This window comes from Kitasatospora sp. NPDC059648, assembly GCF_042734825.1.
In the GTDB taxonomy this organism is placed as follows: domain Bacteria; phylum Actinomycetota; class Actinomycetes; order Streptomycetales; family Streptomycetaceae; genus Kitasatospora.
In genome coordinates this window covers 32,883-50,881 of sequence record NZ_JBHWDU010000044.1, presented here as the reverse complement: position 1 = coordinate 50,881, position 17,999 = coordinate 32,883, and the positions used below count along the sequence as shown (strand labels likewise).

The 17,999-nt window shown below is 72.3% G+C and carries 18 protein-coding genes; 11 read left to right on the top strand and 7 right to left on the bottom strand.

Features of this window, described 5'->3' with window-relative positions; all coding sequences use genetic code 11:
- The first annotated feature begins 53 nt into the window (after positions 1 to 53).
- The 3 genes from ACFV1W_RS24205 to ACFV1W_RS24195 all read left to right on the top strand — a co-directional run bounded on the left by ACFV1W_RS24205 (position 54) and on the right by ACFV1W_RS24195 (position 3,496).
- Positions 54 to 1,172: an aryl-sulfate sulfotransferase gene (locus tag ACFV1W_RS24205; RefSeq protein WP_380419329.1), complete on the top strand. Its 1,119-nt coding sequence runs from the start codon at positions 54 to 56 to the stop codon at positions 1,170 to 1,172.
- Between the two features lie 489 nt (positions 1,173 to 1,661).
- Positions 1,662 to 2,501 carry a papain-like cysteine protease family protein gene (locus ACFV1W_RS24200; RefSeq protein ID WP_380419313.1) on the top strand — a complete coding sequence of 280 codons (840 nt, stop codon included), beginning with the start codon at positions 1,662 to 1,664 and terminating at the stop codon, positions 2,499 to 2,501.
- 14 nt (positions 2,502 to 2,515) lie between these two features.
- The gene (locus ACFV1W_RS24195; RefSeq protein ID WP_380419312.1) at positions 2,516 to 3,496 is read left to right on the top strand and encodes a hypothetical protein; all 981 of its coding nucleotides are present in this window, start codon (positions 2,516 to 2,518) and stop codon (positions 3,494 to 3,496) included.
- A 269-nt stretch (positions 3,497 to 3,765) separates the two neighbouring features.
- On the opposite strand, the gene ACFV1W_RS24190 is transcribed toward ACFV1W_RS24195, so the two are convergent.
- Positions 3,766 to 4,869, bottom strand: coding sequence for an FAD-dependent oxidoreductase (locus ACFV1W_RS24190; protein WP_380419311.1), 1,104 nt, complete (start codon positions 4,867 to 4,869; stop codon positions 3,766 to 3,768).
- A gap of 194 nt (positions 4,870 to 5,063) precedes the next feature.
- Here ACFV1W_RS24190 and ACFV1W_RS24185 point away from each other — a divergent pair, with 194 nt between their 5' ends.
- From ACFV1W_RS24185 to ACFV1W_RS24165, 5 genes are all read left to right on the top strand, one after another.
- Complete coding sequence (locus ACFV1W_RS24185; RefSeq protein ID WP_380419310.1) at positions 5,064 to 6,017, top strand: GlxA family transcriptional regulator; 954 nt, start codon at positions 5,064 to 5,066, stop codon at positions 6,015 to 6,017.
- Between the two features lie 202 nt (positions 6,018 to 6,219).
- Complete coding sequence (locus tag ACFV1W_RS24180) at positions 6,220 to 6,921, top strand: DJ-1/PfpI family protein (protein WP_380419309.1); 702 nt, start codon at positions 6,220 to 6,222, stop codon at positions 6,919 to 6,921.
- A gap of 47 nt (positions 6,922 to 6,968) precedes the next feature.
- Positions 6,969 to 7,295 (top strand): hypothetical protein, encoded by a 327-nt coding sequence (locus tag ACFV1W_RS24175; RefSeq protein ID WP_380419308.1) that lies wholly within the window; start codon positions 6,969 to 6,971, stop codon positions 7,293 to 7,295.
- A 41-nt stretch (positions 7,296 to 7,336) separates the two neighbouring features.
- Positions 7,337 to 7,906 (top strand): DUF3159 domain-containing protein, encoded by a 570-nt coding sequence (locus ACFV1W_RS24170; RefSeq protein ID WP_380419307.1) that lies wholly within the window; start codon positions 7,337 to 7,339, stop codon positions 7,904 to 7,906.
- Positions 7,907 to 8,217: 311 nt separating this feature from the next.
- Positions 8,218 to 8,430 carry a hypothetical protein gene (locus ACFV1W_RS24165; protein WP_380419306.1) on the top strand — a complete coding sequence of 71 codons (213 nt, stop codon included), beginning with the start codon at positions 8,218 to 8,220 and terminating at the stop codon, positions 8,428 to 8,430.
- A 219-nt stretch (positions 8,431 to 8,649) separates the two neighbouring features.
- Here the strand turns inward: ACFV1W_RS24165 and ACFV1W_RS24160 are convergent, their stop codons facing one another.
- From ACFV1W_RS24160 to ACFV1W_RS24135, 6 genes are all read right to left on the bottom strand, one after another.
- Positions 8,650 to 8,916, bottom strand: a complete 267-nt coding sequence (locus tag ACFV1W_RS24160) for a DUF4235 domain-containing protein (RefSeq protein ID WP_380419305.1) — start codon at positions 8,914 to 8,916, stop codon at positions 8,650 to 8,652.
- Between the two features lie 5 nt (positions 8,917 to 8,921).
- Positions 8,922 to 9,437 (bottom strand): DUF3618 domain-containing protein, encoded by a 516-nt coding sequence (locus ACFV1W_RS24155; RefSeq protein ID WP_380419304.1) that lies wholly within the window; start codon positions 9,435 to 9,437, stop codon positions 8,922 to 8,924.
- Positions 9,434 to 9,805 (bottom strand): phage holin family protein, encoded by a 372-nt coding sequence (locus ACFV1W_RS24150; RefSeq protein ID WP_380419328.1) that lies wholly within the window; start codon positions 9,803 to 9,805, stop codon positions 9,434 to 9,436. Before ACFV1W_RS24150 ends, ACFV1W_RS24155 begins: the two co-directional genes overlap by 4 nt.
- 159 nt (positions 9,806 to 9,964) lie before the next feature.
- Positions 9,965 to 10,177, bottom strand: coding sequence for a hypothetical protein (locus tag ACFV1W_RS24145; protein ID WP_380419303.1), 213 nt, complete (start codon positions 10,175 to 10,177; stop codon positions 9,965 to 9,967).
- Between the two features lie 366 nt (positions 10,178 to 10,543).
- Positions 10,544 to 12,046, bottom strand: a complete 1,503-nt coding sequence (locus tag ACFV1W_RS24140; protein ID WP_380419302.1) for a glycosyltransferase family 39 protein — start codon at positions 12,044 to 12,046, stop codon at positions 10,544 to 10,546.
- A gap of 126 nt (positions 12,047 to 12,172) precedes the next feature.
- Positions 12,173 to 13,750 (bottom strand): hypothetical protein, encoded by a 1,578-nt coding sequence (locus ACFV1W_RS24135; RefSeq protein WP_380419301.1) that lies wholly within the window; start codon positions 13,748 to 13,750, stop codon positions 12,173 to 12,175.
- 924 nt (positions 13,751 to 14,674) lie between these two features.
- Here ACFV1W_RS24135 and ACFV1W_RS24130 point away from each other — a divergent pair.
- The 3 genes from ACFV1W_RS24130 to ACFV1W_RS24120 all read left to right on the top strand — a co-directional run bounded on the left by ACFV1W_RS24130 (position 14,675) and on the right by ACFV1W_RS24120 (position 17,695).
- Positions 14,675 to 15,442, top strand: coding sequence for a hypothetical protein (locus ACFV1W_RS24130; RefSeq protein ID WP_380419300.1), 768 nt, complete (start codon positions 14,675 to 14,677; stop codon positions 15,440 to 15,442).
- Between the two features lie 869 nt (positions 15,443 to 16,311).
- Positions 16,312 to 16,587 carry a hypothetical protein gene (locus ACFV1W_RS24125; RefSeq protein WP_380419299.1) on the top strand — a complete coding sequence of 92 codons (276 nt, stop codon included), beginning with the start codon at positions 16,312 to 16,314 and terminating at the stop codon, positions 16,585 to 16,587.
- Positions 16,588 to 16,999: 412 nt separating this feature from the next.
- Positions 17,000 to 17,695, top strand: coding sequence for a hypothetical protein (locus ACFV1W_RS24120; RefSeq protein ID WP_380419298.1), 696 nt, complete (start codon positions 17,000 to 17,002; stop codon positions 17,693 to 17,695).
- Positions 17,696 to 17,999: the final 304 nt, after the last annotated feature.

Genomic DNA, 17,999 nt, shown 5'->3' with positions numbered 1-17,999 from the left:
GGAGTCATATTGATGACATCAATATTCTGCGCACCCCACCGGAGAGACCCGTGATCGACCAGAACACCCTGCGCCGTCGAGGCACCGGCCTGCGCGCACTCGACCGCGACCGGGCCTTCCACGGCCTCACCCTGATCACCCCGATCGCCGGCCCCGGCGAGGCCTTCCTGATCGACCTCGACGGGAACGAGCGGCACCGGTGGACCCTGCCGTACCCGCCCGGACGCCACGCCCGGCTGCTGCCCGACGGCACACTCTTCTACCAGGGCAAAAAAGCCCCGCAGTCCGAGCCGCTCTTCCCGATCTGGGCCGTCTACCACGGGGGTGCGTTCCTCCAGGTGGCACCTGACGGTACGGTGCTCCGCGAGACCGGGCACCCCTTCCACCACCACGACGCCGAACTGCTGCCCAACGGCAACCTGCTGCTGCTCGCCGTCGAGCCCCTGCCCGCCGGGTTCGCCGCCCGGATCCGCGGCGGCATCCCCGGATCCGAGGCTCCCGGCGGGAGGATCTGGGGCGATGCGGTGTACGAGATGACCTGGGACGGTGAGGTCGTCTGGCGCTGGGCCGCCGCCGAGCACCTCGACCCGGAGGAGATCGTCCTCGACTCCCACTACGCCCGCGAGCACTGGCCGATGGCCAACACCGTCAACGAACTCGCCGACGGCTCCGTCATGGTGGGCTTCCGCAGCGCCTCGACAACGGTGGTCATCGACCGCGCGACCGGTGACGTGACCTGGAGGCTCGGCCCCGACGTCCTCGCCCAGCAGCACTACCCGCACGAGCTCGGCAACGGCAACATCCTCGTCTTCGACAACGGCTCCTACCGCCGGGGGACTTCGGTGCCGTACTCGCGGGTGATCGAGGTCGACCGCGCCAGCCGTGGCGTCGTCTGGGAGTACCGCGACGACCCGCCGCAGAACTTCTACAGCCCGTACATGTCCAGCGCCCAGCGGCTGCCCAACGGCAACACCCTGATCGCGGAGGGCTCGTTCGGCCGGATCTTCGAGGTCACCGCCGAGGGCGAGGTGGTCTGGGAGTACGTCGTCCCGCACTTCGGCTCGTTCGGCGAGGGCGTCGGACTGGAGTCCTCCGGCGGGGCGCAGAACGCCGTCTTCCGGGCGTACCGGTACGCGCGGTCGGAGATCCCGTGGCTGCCGTCCGCGCCCTGAGCGGCGCGACCGGCACCCTGGCTTCCGGCCGGTGCGACCGGAACACCTGTGGGTGATCATGCCGCAGGCGTCCTTTCGCGTCCCGTCGGGCACGCTCCGGTCGGCCACCTCTGCCACGGTGGTTTCGCCTGGTCCCGCCCGGGGCGCGAGCGAGGTGGCACCACACGTGAGCGGGCCCGCATAAGCGCTTCTTAGGATTCCAGAATCCCGGCTTCTGAATCCCTCATCGTGAGTAACATTGCACTCACCCTGTGAAATTTCACAGGGTGAAAGATGATTCGCGCGGATAACAATGAGATAACAGCGGATTGGGTCGGTCGGGACGATGTTCGCCAAGTTGCCTTCGTTCAGCGCTTTTTGACTTTCAGTCCGCCGTCCGTCTATGCGTGTAGCCCGGGGGCGGCCCGGACTTGTCCGTTCCGGTTCCGGTGCAGCTCTGCCACACTCCTCGACATTCGGATTCACCTAACGGGGAGTGAGATCTGACGCATGAACAGACACCGCAGGAAATCGCGCCGCTGGGCCGTGTCGGGGATCGCGGTCGCACTGGCCGGCGCGGCCGCGCTGGGTATCGGCGCCGTGGCCCAGGCGGGCCTGGTCAAGGGAACCGTCATCGGCGGACAGGGCAGGTTCAGCACCATCAACGAACGTGTGCTGGCCTCGGTTTCGGCCCGGATCTCCGGCCAGGCCGTGCCGGGCGACCGCGTTCCGATGATCTGCCGCACCACGGGGGACACCGTCGAGAACAACAACCGCTGGATCTGGACCGGCGCCTACTACATCGCCGACGCCTTCATCAGTGAGGACACCGGGAACCTCCCGGTCTGCAGCTCCACCCGCCCCACCAGCTGGACGGCGCTCGACATCACCATGCAGAAGCAGGTCCAGGACGAGTGGTGCTGGGACGCCTCCGGCCTGACGATCGCCACCTACTGGGGCTACAACCAGTACAACCAGTACGACTTCTGCCGACTCGCCCAGCGCGGTCGCTGGCTCGACTGCAACGACCGGCCCGCCACGCTGGACGACATGGCCAACGCCCTGTCCGCCATGGGCTTCCGCAACGGCGGCTACGACCTGAACCGCAACGCCTCGTTCAGCGAGGTCACCAACGAGATAGCCAACGGGCGGCCGTTCGCGGTGCGCATCGGCTGGACCTCGGGGGGCGGGCACATGAACGTCATCTACGGCTACGACAGCACCAGCAACATGATCGCGGTGGGTGATCCTTGGCCCAGCACCCAGACGTACACCTGGTGGAACTTCAACACCTACGTCGACAACGGCTCGTTCCAGTGGACCCACTCACGGGTCGGCATCCACGCATGAGGAGACAACCAGCCATGTGGACACCGAAGGTGGTTGCCCTCACCGCCGCCGCGCTCATGAGCGTCGGCGCCGCCACCACGACCGCCCGGGCCGACGACGGGAGCGACGTCCCCGACTACGGCTCCGCCCAGCAGGTGCTGCGCTCCGGCCAGACGCACGACACCGTCTCCCGTTTCCTCGGCGCCGCGCGGACGGCGGCCTCGCCCGGCGGCGGTCCCGGCACCGGGACCAGTTCCGGGACTGGCGCCGACGGCGGTAGCACGGGCGCTCGGCCGATCGCCCCGAACGCGGCCGCCGCGCCACCGCCGTTCGAGCTCAAGGACCCGGTTCCGATGTACGAGCTGTCGGTGGACTTCGTGAAGGGCAAGGCCCAGCCGACACCGCAGACCGCGCTCAGGCTCTCCTACCTCGCCTCGCGGGTCAGCGCGGCCGACGGTCACCAGGCCGCCGTGCTGCTCGCCCCGCCGGGCAAGGGCAGCGGCTGGCGGCTCGCCGGCATCCGCGACGGCGACAACGAACTCACACTCGCCGAACGCGCCACCACCGGCGCCCGCACCTTCACCGAGCCGCAGATCCACGCCTGGTACCGGCTCACCGCGAGCGGCGACGTCGAGCCGCTCAACACCGAGGCGACCACGGGCCTCGGCGGCAAGCAGAGCCTCCCGCTGGCCGCCTACCAGAAGCTGGTGACCGGCCGGTACGCGGACAAGCTCCCCGGATCCGGTTACGACCGCAACGGGCTCGCCGGAGGGTTCGGGCTGTTCGACGGCACCGGCTCCGCGGCCCAAGCACCCTCCGGAACGCCGCTCCAGCCACAACCCGGAGCGTCCGAGACGCGGGCGCCGCTGACCTCGCTGACCTCGCCGACCTCGGCCGATCAGCCGTTCCCGACGTCGTGGCAGCTGTCGGCGGTCGGAGCCGCCGTACTGGCCGGCGGCGCGGCCGGCCTCTACCTCCGGCTACGCCGTCGCCACCGCGGCGCGGAGACGGACTGACCGTCCGCGAAACCACGCCAGGACGCCCGGCCGCCCGCCCGTGAGGGCGCGGGCGGCCGGGCTCGTCACCGGCGGTGCGGCCGACGCGACATTCGAGTGTGGGGTCGCGGACGGCCTGGTGGTCGTCGTCGGCGACGGTGTGGAGGCCGGCGCGGTCGAGTGCGTGTAGAGGGGCCGGGCGGTGGGCCGGCCGCGTTCCGGTGGGTGGCGTCGGTGGTCCGGCGGTCCTGGTAAGCCGGCCTCGCGGGCGCGGTCGGCGATCTCCTGCCCTACCGCGGAAGGATGTCGTCCAGTGCTTCCGCACAGTCCCGGGCGGCTTGGGCGGAGCGGGGAAGCATGGTGTTCTCGTAGGCCAGGACGGCGTCCTCGATGCTCGTCTCGGCGATGAGGGCGTGGGCCAGCTCGCTGCCGTCGAGCATGGCGAGGTTCGCGCCGAGGCCCACGGGCGGCATCAGGTGCGCGGCGTCGCCCAGCAGGGTGATGCCGGGCACGTGCTCCCAGGTGTGCGGGACGGGCAGGACGGACACGGGCCGGGCGATGAATCCGCCCTCGCTGTGACGTACGAAGTCGAGCAGGCTCCCGTCCCAGCCGTCGAGCAGGTTCACCAGGTGCGCGCGTACGGCTTCGACGTCGTCGAGTGACACACCCGCCGCCGCGTGCCAGTCCTGCGGAGCACGGAAGGCGACGTAGACGCGGATGTGGCCGTCGCCGTTGCGCTGGGCCAGCAGGGCCGTGCCGCCGGTGGTCGCCAGCATGGTGCCGTTGCCGACGAGGGTGGCCAGCGCCGGGTGGCGGGTGTCGCGGGCGGTGAAGCCGGTCTCGATGAAGGTGACGCCGCTGTAGGCGGGCGTGGCGTCGGACACCGACGGGCGGACGCGCGACCAGGCACCGTCGGCGCCGATCACCAGGTCGGCCTCCTCCGCGCTCCCGTCGTCGAACAGCAGCCGCCAGGTGCCGTCTCCGATCGGACTGACGGCGGTCACGGCGCGGCCCCAGCGAACAGTGCCCTCGGGCAGGGAGTCCAGGAGGAGGGAGCGCAGTTGGCCCCGGTCGATCTCGGGGCTGTCGTCATCGTGGCTGGGTGGCCCCGGGACGGGCAGGACGGCTGCGGTGGCGGGGTCGAGTACGCGCCACTCCTGGCTCTCCGGGCGGGCCAGAGCGCGGAACCCGTCGAGCAGACCCGCCGCCCGCAATGCCACCTGCCCGGTACCGGAATGGATGTCGAGGCTGCCGCCCTGGGGGCGGGCGTCGGCGGAGCCCTCGCGTTCGAAGACGGTGACCGACCGGCTGTGACGGTGCAGGACGCGGGCACAGGCGAGGCCGCCGAGGCCGGCGCCGACGACGGCGATGCGGGCGTTGATGGTGGAGCGCATGGGACGACTCTCAGTAGGTGGCGGGGGTGCCGGGGAGTTCCGGCCCTGCGCCACGGAAACACGGGCAGGCGGAGGAGTGCCAACGATTGATCAGTCCCCTGCGAAGCCTGCGCCGCTGACCCTTTGACCTAAGCCGTCGTGCACCGTAGGACAAGGAGAGCCGTCGTGGCCTCGTCCGAAGTTGAGGAGTCGTCGTGCACACCGTCGCGGTCCTGGCACTCGACCAGGTCATCCCGTTCGACCTCGCCACGCCACTGGAGGTGTTCACCCGGGTCCGGCTGCCGGACGGGCGCCACCCCTACCGGGTGCGTGTGTGCGGACCCGGGGCCCAGGTCCCGGCTGCGGGATTCCTGATCACCGCCCCCTGGGGGCTGGAGGGGCTGGCCGACGCCGACACCGTGGTCGTGCCCGGTCGTGCGGAGGCCGCGCCCCCGCCCGGTGAGGAGGTGCTGGAGGCGCTGCGCGCGGCGGCGGCCCGGGGCACCAGGATCGCCTCGATCTGCGCTGGCGCCTTCGACCTCGCCCTGACCGGACTGCTCGACGGGCTGGCGGCGACCACCCACTGGGTCGCCGCCGCCGAGCTGGCCCGGCGCTTCCCCGCGGTCGAGGTGTGCCCCGATGTCCTCTACGTCGACAACGGGCAACTGCTCACCTCCGCAGGCGCTTCGGCAGGGCTCGACCTGTGCCTGCACATGATCCGCCGCGACTTCGGCTCCGTGGTGGCCGCCGACGCGGCCCGGCTGGCCGTCGCCCCGCTGGAACGCGAAGGGGGCCAGGCGCAGTTCATCGCCCATCCCCAGCCACCGGTCCCGCGGGGCTCCACGCTCGAACCGGTGCTCGCCTGGTTGGAGGAGCACCTCGACGAGGAGCTGACGCTCGACCTCATGGCTCGGCGCAGCGGTATGAGCGGGCGCACCTTCAGCCGGCGGTTCCGTGAGCAGACCGGCACCACACCGCTGCAGTGGCTGCTGCGGGCCCGGATCCGGCGGGCGCAGTTCCTCCTGGAGAACACCGACCACACCATCGAGCGCATAGCCGACCAGGCCGGGTTCGGTTCCCCGACCGCCTTCCGCGAGCGCTTCAAACGGGTCGCCGGCACCACCCCGCACAGCTACCGCGCCGCCTTCCGCAGCCGCGAGCGCAGCTGAGGGCTCGTGCCGGCCGCAGGGGCGTCGGATCGCGCCGACGCGGTGCCGAACGCGTCCGGCGAGCAGTTCCGGGCGGCGGCGCGCGCTCCTGGCGAGATCCCGTTGGAACGTGTCATTCGGGCCCGTCTCCGCTGTGCGCACGCGCTCCTAGCATCGAAGCGAAGCCGGTGACCCCGGCCTCCCCCGGATGAAAGGCGCTCACATGCACGTCCAGATCGTGCTCTTCGACGGGTTCGACCCGCTCGATGCCATCGCACCGTTCGAAGTCCTCCACGCCGGCGCAACCGCCTCCAGCGGCGCGGTCAGCGTGGAACTGGTCAGCGCCGAGGGCCCGAGGGAGGTGGTCAGCGGCACCGGCGGCCTGTCGCTGCGCACCACCGGTCGGCTCGACCCCCGTCGTCCCGGCGTCGTCGTCGTGCCCGGCGCTTCCGGGCGCCTCGGCGGTCCCGACGACGGCGCCGGCCCCGAGGACGACGGTACGGATCCCGAGGACGGCGGCGGGGAGCAGGACACGGTTGCGCACCGGCTGGCCCGTACGCTGGACACCGAGCTGCCGGCGCTGCTCAAGGCCGCCATGGAGGACGCGCGGATCACCGTGGCGACGGTCTGTGGCGGCGCGCTCGTCCTGGCCATGGCGGGCCTCCTCCAGGACCGCCACGCGACCACCCACCACCTGGGCCTGGACCTCCTCGACGCGACCGGCGTCCACGCCGTGCGCGCCCGCGTCGTCGACGACGGCGACCTGGTGACCGCCGCCGGGGTCACCTCCGGACTCGACCTCGGCCTGTACCTGCTGGAACGCGAAGTGGGCCCGCAGATCGCCCACGCCGTCGAGGAGTTGTTCGCCCACGAGCGCCGCGGCACCGCCTGGCGCCCCGGCGGCCTCGCGCCCGCCGCCTTCTGAACGCTCCGCCACCGCCCCGCACGTCACGAGTGAGGAAACGCCACTTCATGCCCACCCACATCCAGGGTGTCTGGGAGCTCACCGTCGTCACGCCCGTCGGACGCGTCCGGCCCGTCATCGAACTGCGCTCCCGGGACGGAGAGTTGGTCGGCACCGCCCGCGGTGTGGGCGAGACCCTGCCCCTCCGGGACATCGTCCTCGACGGTGACCGGCTGACCTGGAAGCAGTCCGTCACCAGACCCGTGCGACTCGACCTGACCTTCACCGTCACCGTCGACGGTGACACGCTCACCGGCAGCTCCAAGGCCGGTCGCCTCCCGTCCTCGGAAGTCACCGGCCGACGCCGCCGCGACGACGAAGCCGAGCCGGCGTGAGGACCGCACCACGCGCCAGGTCGGCGGCCACCGCCGCGGCCGTGACAGGGGCCCCCACCGTGGTGTTCCTGGCCGCCGACGGGACCGGCGGCCCACGCTCCGCTTCCGTTGCCGCGACGGTGACCGCCGTGCTCGTCCTCGGGTGGAGGCTGCGCGCCCGCCGGCATGTCCCGCACGCCGTCCTCGGCGCCCTTCTGGCCACGGCTTGTGCGGCCGTGGCCCTCTGGACGGGTCAGGCGCGGGGGTTCTTCCTGCTGCCGATGGCCTTCCCGGCGGCGGCGACGGCGGCATGCCTGCTGTCCCTCGCGGCCGACCGCCCGCTGGCCGGTCTGGTCGCGAACAGGGTCGTGGGCGGCCCACCCGAGTGGCGCTCGCACCGCGTGCTGCACCGCTTCTACGCGGTGTCGACCGTCGGGATCGCACTGGTGAGCTCCGCGAGCCTGGCCGCGCAGGTGGCCCTGTACCGCTGGAGCGATGTCGCCTGGCTGGGGCTCCTGCACGTCTTCATGGGACCGCTGTGGGCCGCCGTCACGGCACTGTCGCTCCTGCTGGCCCGCAGGACGGTCACCGGTGAGCGCGACGCCGCCGGCGCCGGGGGCCTCACGCGCTGAACCGATCCGTTGGAACGCGCTGCACCCGTCGCCGCCGCTGGTCACCACCAGCGTGGCCTGCGCGCCCTGGCGCGTCCGGTCGCAGCAGGCACCCGGCCGTTTCCCCCGGGCCCAGCGGGTACGCGCGGAGTGAAAGGCAGTCGAGCGGCCCCCGGCCGGGGCCGTCCCGATCCCGAGCGCCCGGACCCGTGAACGGGTACCGGCGGCTTCGCACCGAGGTGAGCGTCATGAGCAGCGAACGACCCGAAGACCGTAGGGACCGGCAGGGACCCGACCGGCAGGACCCGCAACCGCCCGTGGGCCCCGGAGGGGTGGGCGGATCCAGCGGCGCGGAGGCGCTGCCGCGCGAACGCACCGTCCCCGGCACCGCGTCCACCCGGGAGGGCTACCAGCCGGACCAGGGCACGGGGTCCGGCTCCCCCCTGGAAGGGGTCGAGATCGATCCCGACGAGCAGCGGGAGATCCACCCCTCCGATGCCGAGGACCAGCCCGACGCGGGCCCGGTCCGGCGCGGCCCGTCCTGAGCAGGTCACGCCCGGCGGCGGGGGCCGGCAACGGTGACGTCGTCACACGGCCGGGTCGTCACACGGCCCGGTCGGGTACTCGGGCGCCGGCTCGCGGATGCCGTCGAGCAGACCGCGGCGAGGCTGATGACCGTGCACGCCCACTCGGCCACGGCGCACGGGGTCAAGGGGAGGGCCGGTGGTCGCGTCCTACCGGCCCTCCCCGCCTCCTCGTCCGGGTCAGTCGGGCCAGGTTCCGGTCAAGCGGCGGACGGCGGTGGCGCCGGCGCGGTCGACGGCCGCCTTGACCGCGGCGAAGATCGCGCCCTGGAGCGTGGCCGCGAGCAGCACCTCGCGCCAGGAACGGTCCTCGTCGGTGGCCTCGGGAGCGTTCCCGCCGTGACCGAGCAGCTTCCACGTCTGCTTGAACAGCGCTCCTGCGGCCATGCCGCTGACGGCACCGAGCGCGAGACCGACCGGTTTGTAGGCCATTTTCGACGCGTTCACCCGACTCACCCCCTCCGGCGGCGGCAGACCAGCCACACCACGACGGCCAGACCCGCTACCGCCGCCCACACCTTGCGGTTGTCCCGCGCCAGGTGTGCGGCCCGGGCGGTCTTCTCCCGCACCGGCTCGGGCGCCCTCTCCTCCCACAGCTCTCCGACCTCGGCGGCCACGGCCCGGGCCTGCCCGGCGGCCTGGGCGGCCTTGTCCTTGACCGGACCGGGCAGCCGGTCCTGAGCCTGGTGGGCCAGGTCGGCGGCCTTCGACTTCAGCTCTCCGGCCTTGACGGTGGCCTGCTCCTTCAGCTCGCCGGCCTTCGCCGCAGCCTGCTCCTTCAGCTCGCCGGCCTTCGCCGCAGCCTGCTCCCTGACCTCGGCGGCCTTCTCCTGGGCTCGCCCCTTCACATCCGTCCTGGCTGCGAGCGACTCGGCCGTCCTCCCGAGCTCGCTCCGGGTCTGCTCGACCTGTTCCCGCAGTTCTTCGGTGCTGGAGGCGATGGGTTCGTCATGAGGTGGCTGGGTCATCGGTGTGCGCTCCCCTTGATCTCGGCCACGTCGGCCTTCACGCTCTCGACGGTCTGCTCGGGCACGGCCGGCCCGGCTCGATCGACCTGCTTCTTTCCACTCGTGGCCATCACCGCGGCGATCATGCCCAGCACCGCTGTCACGATCAGCCCGGCTGCCCATACCGGCAGCGCCGCCGCCAGGGCGGCGATCACGGTGGCGACCATCGCTTGCGCCATCAGGAAGCCGACCACGCCGGCGCCGCCGAACAGGCCCGCGCCCTTGCCGTAGCGCTTGCCCTTCTCGCTCATCTCCGCCTGCGCCAGGCGCAGTTCGCCTCGCACCAGCTCGGTCAGCTGCCGTGAGGCCCGCTGCACCAGCTCGCCCACCGGCTCCTGGCCGAGGTGCTCCTCCCTCGGGACGGACCCGGCGTGGTGCGGCTGTGTGCTCGACACGGCGGTCACCTCCTCCCTCTGGATTCCTGCCGGCCGGAGCGCGTCGCGCGCCCGACCCTCCGTTGAGGGGGCGAGTACCCCGAACGGGCGAGTTCAGGCCACAGGTGCACCGCCGGCATGTCCGCCTGCTTCCCGTACGTGGAAGCCGTACGCCGCGTCGGCGAGACCCGCCTCCGTCACTGGTTGGCCCTCGGTGCGGTCGACGACGTCGCGGAAGGACTGCCTGTCGTGGGAGTAGGAGGCGTGGGCAACGCTGACGTAGAGCTCCGTTTCCTGGTGGGCGCATTCGCTCACCTGTTCCTGCATGATCTCTTTCGCCGCGCCGGGCGAGCGATGCAGCCCGTCCGCGGCCTGGGAGGCACTCAGCAGGAGGCAGGGATGACTCAGCGGGGTCGGGGGCGGGTTCGGGTCGACCTCGGGTGAGGCGGCCCGTCCGCGCTCGGGACTCCACGGGGCCGGTGGATGCCCCGGTCGTGAGGTCTGGTGCATGAAGCGGGTGTGCAGGGGTAGCCGGAGGTCGCGGGCAGGGCTGGCGGCGCGCGGGTCACCCCCGGCTCCGCGCGCCGCCAGGTGCCCGGTGCCGTCGCGGGACGGTGCGGGGCCCCGTGCGAGTGGGGGCTTTCGGACCGGCCGTCGGCCGTTCGTCCGCCCGGCGCCGACGTTCCGTGCTGCTCAGTACCGGCGCAGCAGCGGCCACAGGGCCGTCCACGGGCGGTGCGGTCCCGCGCAGAGCACGACGGCCGCGTGTTGTTCCATGTTCGCCGTGCCGTGCCCGTTGTCGACGCGCGCGACCGTGCGGCAGGCGGTGAAGTGCTCCTCCAGGTCGGCCTGGCCCGCGGGGTGGACGAGCAGCACCGGTCCCGTGGCGGTGGCCGGCGGCGGACCCCAGGCCCACAGACCCATGTGGCCGGAGTACGGGGAGGGCAGGCCGAGAGCAGGCCCGTACCGTGCGAGGGCTCCGGCCTCGCCGTAGTTCGAGGTCAGCAGCACGGCGGTGGCCCGCTGCTCGACGGGGACGGCCGCCCAGCCGGTGGCGGTGGCGTGCGCGAGCTCCGGCCAGCCGACCTCTTCGCCGAGGTCGGGGTCGACCGTCATCGGCACGGCCAGTGCCGAGGCCGGCAGCACCGGCAGCGCGGCCAGCGCGCTGGTGAGCAGGGCCGCGAGCAGTCCGCCGGCCAGCTTGGCGCGGTGCTCGCGGGCCCAGTGGACGAACGGTTCGCAGCCGGCCGCGGTGAGCGCGTACAGCAGCGGACTCGGGTAGTAGGCCTTGCCGCCGCCAGCCGTGACCAGCAGGCAGAGCACCACCCAGGCCACCGCGACCGGCCGGGCCCAGCGCAGCTGCGGCCGGCGTAGCAGCCGGCTCAGCCCGGTCAGCCAGAGGGGCGCCAGCAGCGGGGAGAGCTGGAGCGCCTGCAGCGGGACGACGAGCAGCCGCCCTTCCGTCCCACCGGCGGCGCTGATCCCGTGAGCTACGGTCAGCTCGGGCCAGCCACGGGCGGCTTGCCAGTACAGGACGGGCAGCGCGAACGGGAGCGCGGCGAGCAGCGCGAGCAGCGGTCCGAGCAGCGTGCGCGGCCGGGGCACGAACAGGCCGCGCGGCCCAGCCGTCAGAACGCCCGCCGCCAGCGCCGCGAGCAGCCCGAGCACCAGCAGCTTGTTCAGCAGTGCGGTGCCGACCGCCAGACCGAGCAGTGGCCACCAACGCAGTTCGCCGGTGCGTGACAGGCGCAGCGCCAGCAGAATGATCGTCAGCCAAGCGGTCAGGTCGAAGGTGGCGGTGGAGAGGAGGTGACCGTTGCCCAGCACGCAGCCCGAGCAGGTTGCGGCTGCCGCGGCGAGCACCTGCCCGTCCCGCCCGGCGCCCAGTTCCCTGGCGATCAGCGCGATGAGCGCGATCGAGGCCGCGGCGAGCAGCGCGGGCAGGATCCGCACCCCGGTCGGGGTGGCGCCGAACAGCTCCGAGCCGAGCCGGGCCAGCAGTGGGGTGAGCGGCGGCTGGTCCGGATAGCCCCAGGCGAGGTGGCGACCGGCGACCAGGAAGTACAGCTCGTCGCGGTGGAAGCCGTAGCGGCCTGACAGTGCGGTCAGCAACGCCGCGGCAGCGGCCGCGATCCCTGCCACCGGCCCGGCCGCGAACGGCTCCAGGCGCGGTGGGGCATCCCCCCGAGTGCGCATGCCCGCATTCTCCTCCGACGGCACCGTGCCCGGAAAGGTCCTGGAAGACGGCTGAGGAACGGGCCGACCGGCCGCTTCAGCCCGGCAGAGGCACGCGGCTCGGGCTGCCGGCCCCGGCGGGTGCCGTCAAGTCCGTATGCGCACCGGTGTGGCGACCGAGGGCGGTGAACACCGCTGGGAGGTCCGGCAGACGGTCAGTGGCCGCGGGTTGGGGCCGTCGAGGACCTGTACGGCCCACAGGACCGGGTAGCCGGCGCCGCAGATGGCGCAGGTCGGGGCCGGGGGAGGGGCGAAGCCTTCGGACGGCGGCCCGAATCCGGGCGGGGCGGTGGGTGCGGCGGGTGCCGGAGCAGTGGCCGGCATCGGCGGGACGGCGGGGGGTGCGGGAACCGCCGGGTGCGGGGCGGCGACCGGTGGCGGGGGTGCCGCTGGAGGCGGAGGTGCGGTCAACGGAGACGGGGGCGCGACCGGCGGAACGGGAGGGGCCGGAGGAACGGGAGGAGCTGAGGGAGCTGGGGGAACCGCCGGCGGAACGGCCGCCGGCGGCGGCTCCACGTCCCAGACCGCGAGCCCGGCCACCAGCGCCTCGAAGTCGTACCCGCACTCGCCGCAGGAGATCAGCGCTCCCTCGGTGCGCATGTCACCGCAGCCGGGGCAGAACGTCACCGGTTGCTCGTCGGCCTCCGTGCTCTCGCAACGTGAGCAGATGAAGTCGGGCTCGACCTTGCCGTGCTGGAAGAACGCCCCGAAGATCTGGAAGGGGTGGATCTCCCCGTCCTTGCTGTGCGCCGCGCGCAGCACCGACTGGATCGTCTTCAGCCGCCGTTTCCGCTCCCGCAGGCGCTGGAGGTCCAGGTTGACGACCTTGGTCTGCCGGCAGTCCCGGCAGGTGCACAGGGTCCGCACGGGCAGCCGGGAGCGGATCCCGAACTGCCGGTACAGGAACTCGAAGGCCGCCCGGTGCTCCTCCCCGACCGGGACGTCCGCCACACCCACGCCGACGGCCGCGAGGAACCCCTCGACGGTGGCCGCCAACTGGGCCACGCCGGAGCTGAGTTGCTCCGGTATGCCGTCCGGTCGGCGGCTCATCATCACCGGGATCGACAGCAGGCCGGGGAGGGCGTTCCGGTCCACGGCGACGATGCCCTCCCGGGAGCGGAAGACGACGCCCTGGATCCCGGCCCACAGGGACGGCCCGGTGGCCCGGGGCCCGCCGGAGAGCCGCCCGTTGATGAGGGAGGCCACGCCGCCGACCACGCGCTCGCCGGTCTGGTGGTGGCGGGCCAACGTCTCCGCCTGGGGTGCGCGGGCCCACCAGCGCGGCTGGGGGAAGTCCGCGTCCGGATCGAGGCCGGCCAGCGTCCGGTCGATCGTGAGCAGCGCGCTCCGGTAGGCCTCCACGTAGGGGGACTGCACGCCCAGCGCGACGACCGAGACGGCACGGTCGGTGAGGTGCACCGACACCGTGGTGTGCCGGTCGGCGCCGTCCGGCCCGCCGGCGAACAGCATGCGTATCGCGAGCGGGACCTCATCGGGCAGGAGCATCGCGGAGCGGACGGCCGAGCCCCGCTGGGCCTCCACCACGGTGGCCATCTCCGAGGTGATCCGGAAACCGAGCGAGCGCAGCGCGTCCACGGCTGCGACCCGAACCCCTGCGGTGTCGGCACGGACGCGGCGCTCGGCGTCGAGGGTGATCGAGACCAAGGCTCCTCCGCGGGGGGATGGCGTGACGGATCGACCGGTCGGACGACCGCACGACGGTCCGGGAGTCTAGCCAGGAAGGCCCGCGCGCGCAGACGGAACGTCAGGAACGTGCCACCACCGGCTCCGCCCGCGACGTCCGCGCACCACCAGCCCGGCGGACGGGGTTGCGCACCAGGACGAGCCGCCCGCGCACCGGCCGCACCGCGTATCGGCCCACTGCCGGCCCCATCGGTTGTCGGAGGCCGGGCGCGGCCTGCTGCTCTTTGGGCGTCTTGGTGTGGTTGCACCCGCACATACGGCAGGAGAGCCGCTTTCGGCACGCGTGTTCCGGGGGGTGGGTGGTGCGCGTCACGGGCAATGGGATGTGACGCGCACCGGGCTGCGATCCTGTCAGGCCGGGAGTCGGCGGGGCTGTCCGGGGGGTGCCTCTATGTCCTTCGTCAAGGTTGCGCGGGTCCGATGTGCACGGTTTCGGGGGTACTCCGGGCCGCGGTGACACCACTCCCGGGTCATACCTTCGACAGGGGGCAACAGTCATGCCGGGCCCGGAGGCCAGGAGCTCCGTTTCAGGGCCACGAAGAAGGCGACGGGGCTGCGCCGGGGCAGTAGGCCACCCGGGCGATCGCCCTCACCCCGATTGCTGTCCTGGTCCCGATCCGGCGAAGGCGCTGGGCTGTCGAGCGCTTGTCCGGGACGGACCGCGGTGCGCTGACCGCCACTCAGAACCGCGCGTCGCTTTCCAAGGGGCCGTGATCCACCAGGCCTCGGATCTCTGATCGGTATGCGATACGTGCCGCAATTCCACCTGGCTGGCCCCATGGCGTCACACCTTGGACATGTCCGGAGTGCCAGCCATGAGAGCTCTCATTACGTTCATCGCAGATCGGGCGCCTGGTCGGCGTCCTCGCGACAGAGGGAAGTGACATGTTCACGCGCACACTGACTTTGACCGCTGCCGGAATAGGCGCGACGGTCCTCGCAGCCACCGGCATCACCTACGCCTCGTCCCCCGCATCCAACCCAGCGCCCCCGCCCGCCCAGCCTGCGGCCCAGCCTGCGGCCCCGCCTGCGGCCCCGCCCGTCCAACAAGCCGCCCCGGCCGCGGCCGCCCCTGGCGGCGGCAACGCAGGCGGAGAGAAGGCGGTCGCCGCTGGTGGCGGCAACGCAGGCGGAGAGAAGAACGACAACCGCGGACACGAGGGCGGCGAAAACGGCGAACGCGGCCACGAAGGCGGCGAACGGGGCCACGAGGGCGGCGGACGCGGCCACGAGGGTGGCGAACGCGGCGAGGGCGGCGGACGCGGCCACGAGGGCGGCGAAGGTGGCCACGAAGGCGGCGAGGGCGGCGGACGCGGCCACGAGGGCGGCGAACGCGGCCACCACCACAAGGAGGGAAGGATCTTCTTCAACGAACGAACGTTCTCCGCCCACACCGAGGGCTGCATCACCACGGCCAGCGGCCTGGGTGCCACCAGTTTCAACGTTTTCAACGACAGCTGGAGGACCATCGAGGTCTTCCGCGGCTTCAACTGCGACCACGGTGGTCCGGTCGCCGTCGTGGGCCCCCACAGCTCCACCAACGGCGTGGTGGCCCGCCACTTCGACGAGGACGAGTCCCGTTTCGGTGGCGCCTTCGACTGCGAGGGCGTCGTGGGCAGCTTCCGGGTGATCGGCCACCGCGGCGAGTGGTGACAGCACCGTCCGGAGCACGGGAGCGATCCCGCCCCGCCGGAAGCGGGCGCGACGCGGCTTCGAGGCCGCCGCCCACGCGCATCAGCACCTGCTGTCGGCGTACCGGTGAAAGTGGCTCTGGCAAGCTCTTCGTGGGCAGAGGTCATCCCGGAGCGGCGGTCTGCTGGTTTGCCAGTGGGCAACCTCTGACTGCGTCATGTTGAACTGACAGCGCCGTTACCGCACCTGGCCGATGTGCTGGTGTCTCGGTCGAGGTCTTCGGTGCTGTCGTAGTGATCCGCGCCCGCGCCCGCACCCGGTCCGGTGGTCCGGCGGCGCGTACGGGCTGTGGAGCGCTGAGCGAGTGGGGCCAGCGCCGCTACGTGCGGCTGCTGGCCGACGCCACGGTCGGCGGCCGGCCGGTTCGGACCGACCCGACTGTACGACGTCTGTACTGCGAACACCTGGCCTGTCCGAAGGTGAGCTTCGCCGACCGGGTACCTGGACTGACGGTGCGGTACCAGCGACGGACCCCGCTGCTGCAGCACCTGGTCGAGGCGGTCGGCGTCGTGATGGCGGTCGGTGCCGTGTTGGCGGGCCGGGGCGGGGTCCGGATGCTGCGCATCCTCGACATCGTGCTCTCGCGGTGCGCCTGCGCTTGCATCCCGCGGTCTCAGCCGCGGGACCTGCGTCCGCAGGTGGCTCGTCGCGGCCACGATCCCGGCGGAGTGGATCAGTGCGCGAACCCTGCCGCGCACCGCCACCGGCCGCCGCCCCGCCCCCGACGGCATCGGCGTGCTCGCGGTCTCCGGCTCGCTCGCCCTGGCCCTCGTCCCGCTCGTCCTCGGCCGGGAGGCCGGGAGGCCGGCTGGCCGCTCTGGGCCTGGGCGATGCTCGCCGCCGCCGTCCCCGCCTTCCTCGCCGCCCTGCGCTGGGAGGGCCGCCTCGCCGCCCGCGGCGGACAGCCGCTGCTCGACCCGGAACTGCTCCGCGGCCGGGTCTTCCGCACCGGGCTGGCCGTCAACGCCGCCTTCATGGCCTTCTTCGCCGGCGTCTTCGTCATCAGCCTCACCGTGCAGACCGGCTTCGGCTACAGCCCGCTGCACTCCGGCCTGGTCTTCACCCCCACGGTTCTCCTCGCCGTACCGCCAGTGGACCGTCGGTGACTGTGCCACCGGCCAGGGCCTCGAAGTCCCGGCCGGTCGGGGCATGAAACTGCTGCGGCTGAGTGACAAGGGTGCGGCTTCCCGAGAATGTTCACGGTGTGACGAGTCGAGCCCTCTTAACTTCTTCTGACACTCGACTGTATCGCCCGGCCGGCGGTTGCCCGCGTCCGTCACCGCTGGAGGTCATCTGATGATTCTTCGACCCTGGGTTGCAGCGTCCCTGGCCGGTGTGGCCATCGCTCTTGCTCCTGCGCCCGCAGGCGTCGCCGCGCAGGTGTCCACACTGCACGCGCCCGGCTCCTCATGGCCCCGGGAAGCGGACGGGGAAGGGGCAGGAGAAGGGGATTGGGAGGGGGAGGGGCACCGCCATCACTACAGTCCCTGGCGCCACTGCTTCAGCGCCCGCCGCGTCGTGCTCATCGACCGAACCCTCAGGGCGATTCTGACCAACAGCAGGCGTGGGCCGGAGGCTCTCGTTCTCCAGGGGACTCCGTCGTCTTCGTCCTCGTCGCCGGAGGCACCATGGGACAACTTCTCCGTTTCAACATACTTGGACGTAAATTATCCCACCCAGACCAGCAACCAGTATGAGTTTCAGATCCGTGGCTTCTTCAGGGAACACCCGGTCTTCGTGGTGAAGGCCTTCGACCGCCACGAGAGGGTCTTCCCCTTCGCAGCCGCCCGCTGCGTCGACGACTACTACGACGACGACCACGGCCACCACGACGACGGTGACCGGGAAGACCACGCCCGTCCGCACGACGGTGTGGCTGCCGAGGGGGGTGGCCCGTCCGGCGCCCCGTCGCCCCAGGGAGGGGACCATGGGTCCAGCGGCCAGCCCGCGCCGGATGCTAACGCCCCCGGCGGCACCAGCCTCGCTCCTCCGCCCGACGGCGCGGCTGGAGGTTGGAGCGTTGGCCGCCTGGGCGCGAAGCGCATCGGGATCGCGGCCGGCGGCTTGCTGATGGTTCTGGGAGCGCTGGCTGCGGCCTGGCTCAACCGCCGCCGCCGGCAGCGTGCCACTCGGCCGGAACAGGGACCGGCAGCATCTTCGGCCCCTGACGGCACATCGGATCAGGAGCCCGATGTGCCGCCGACCCAGCCGTAGCGACACCGAACGGCCGCCCTCCCGGGGGAACCGGTCAGGAGGGACTGCTGCTTGCGGAGGGTTCCGACGTGGCCGAGGAACTCGGGCGGGGGTCGTGGGGGCAGATCAAGTTGGGGTTCTTGATTCCGTAGCTCAGTCCCCACTCCCGGTCACAGCCGCCCCGGTATTCTCCCACCCAGACGCAGTAGGGGCCGCCGTAGCTGTGACAGGGGCGCACTGATTCCTGCGGGCCCGGATTCGTGGAGAGCGGCCAGGACGATTCGGCCCCGCTCAGCGACGTGCCGGAGGATCCGACCATACGGAC

What these genes read in the sequence shown, in the direction of transcription:
- ACFV1W_RS24145 (WP_380419303.1), bottom strand. Translation starts at nt 10,177, where the DNA reads ATGCAGGAACAGGTGAGCGAATGCGCCCACCAGGAAACGGAGCTCTAC.
- ACFV1W_RS24140 (WP_380419302.1), bottom strand. Translation starts at nt 12,046, where the DNA reads ATGCGCACTCGGGGGGATGCCCCACCGCGCCTGGAGCCGTTCGCGGCC.
- ACFV1W_RS24200 (WP_380419313.1), top strand. Translation starts at nt 1,662, where the DNA reads ATGAACAGACACCGCAGGAAATCGCGCCGCTGGGCCGTGTCGGGGATC.
- ACFV1W_RS24130 (WP_380419300.1), top strand. Translation starts at nt 14,675, where the DNA reads ATGTTCACGCGCACACTGACTTTGACCGCTGCCGGAATAGGCGCGACG.
- ACFV1W_RS24180 (WP_380419309.1), top strand. Translation starts at nt 6,220, where the DNA reads ATGCACGTCCAGATCGTGCTCTTCGACGGGTTCGACCCGCTCGATGCC.
- ACFV1W_RS24175 (WP_380419308.1), top strand. Translation starts at nt 6,969, where the DNA reads ATGCCCACCCACATCCAGGGTGTCTGGGAGCTCACCGTCGTCACGCCC.
- ACFV1W_RS24190 (WP_380419311.1), bottom strand. Translation starts at nt 4,869, where the DNA reads ATGCGCTCCACCATCAACGCCCGCATCGCCGTCGTCGGCGCCGGCCTC.
- ACFV1W_RS24195 (WP_380419312.1), top strand. Translation starts at nt 2,516, where the DNA reads ATGTGGACACCGAAGGTGGTTGCCCTCACCGCCGCCGCGCTCATGAGC.
- ACFV1W_RS24125 (WP_380419299.1), top strand. Translation starts at nt 16,312, where the DNA reads ATGCTCGCCGCCGCCGTCCCCGCCTTCCTCGCCGCCCTGCGCTGGGAG.
- ACFV1W_RS24155 (WP_380419304.1), bottom strand. Translation starts at nt 9,437, where the DNA reads ATGACCCAGCCACCTCATGACGAACCCATCGCCTCCAGCACCGAAGAA.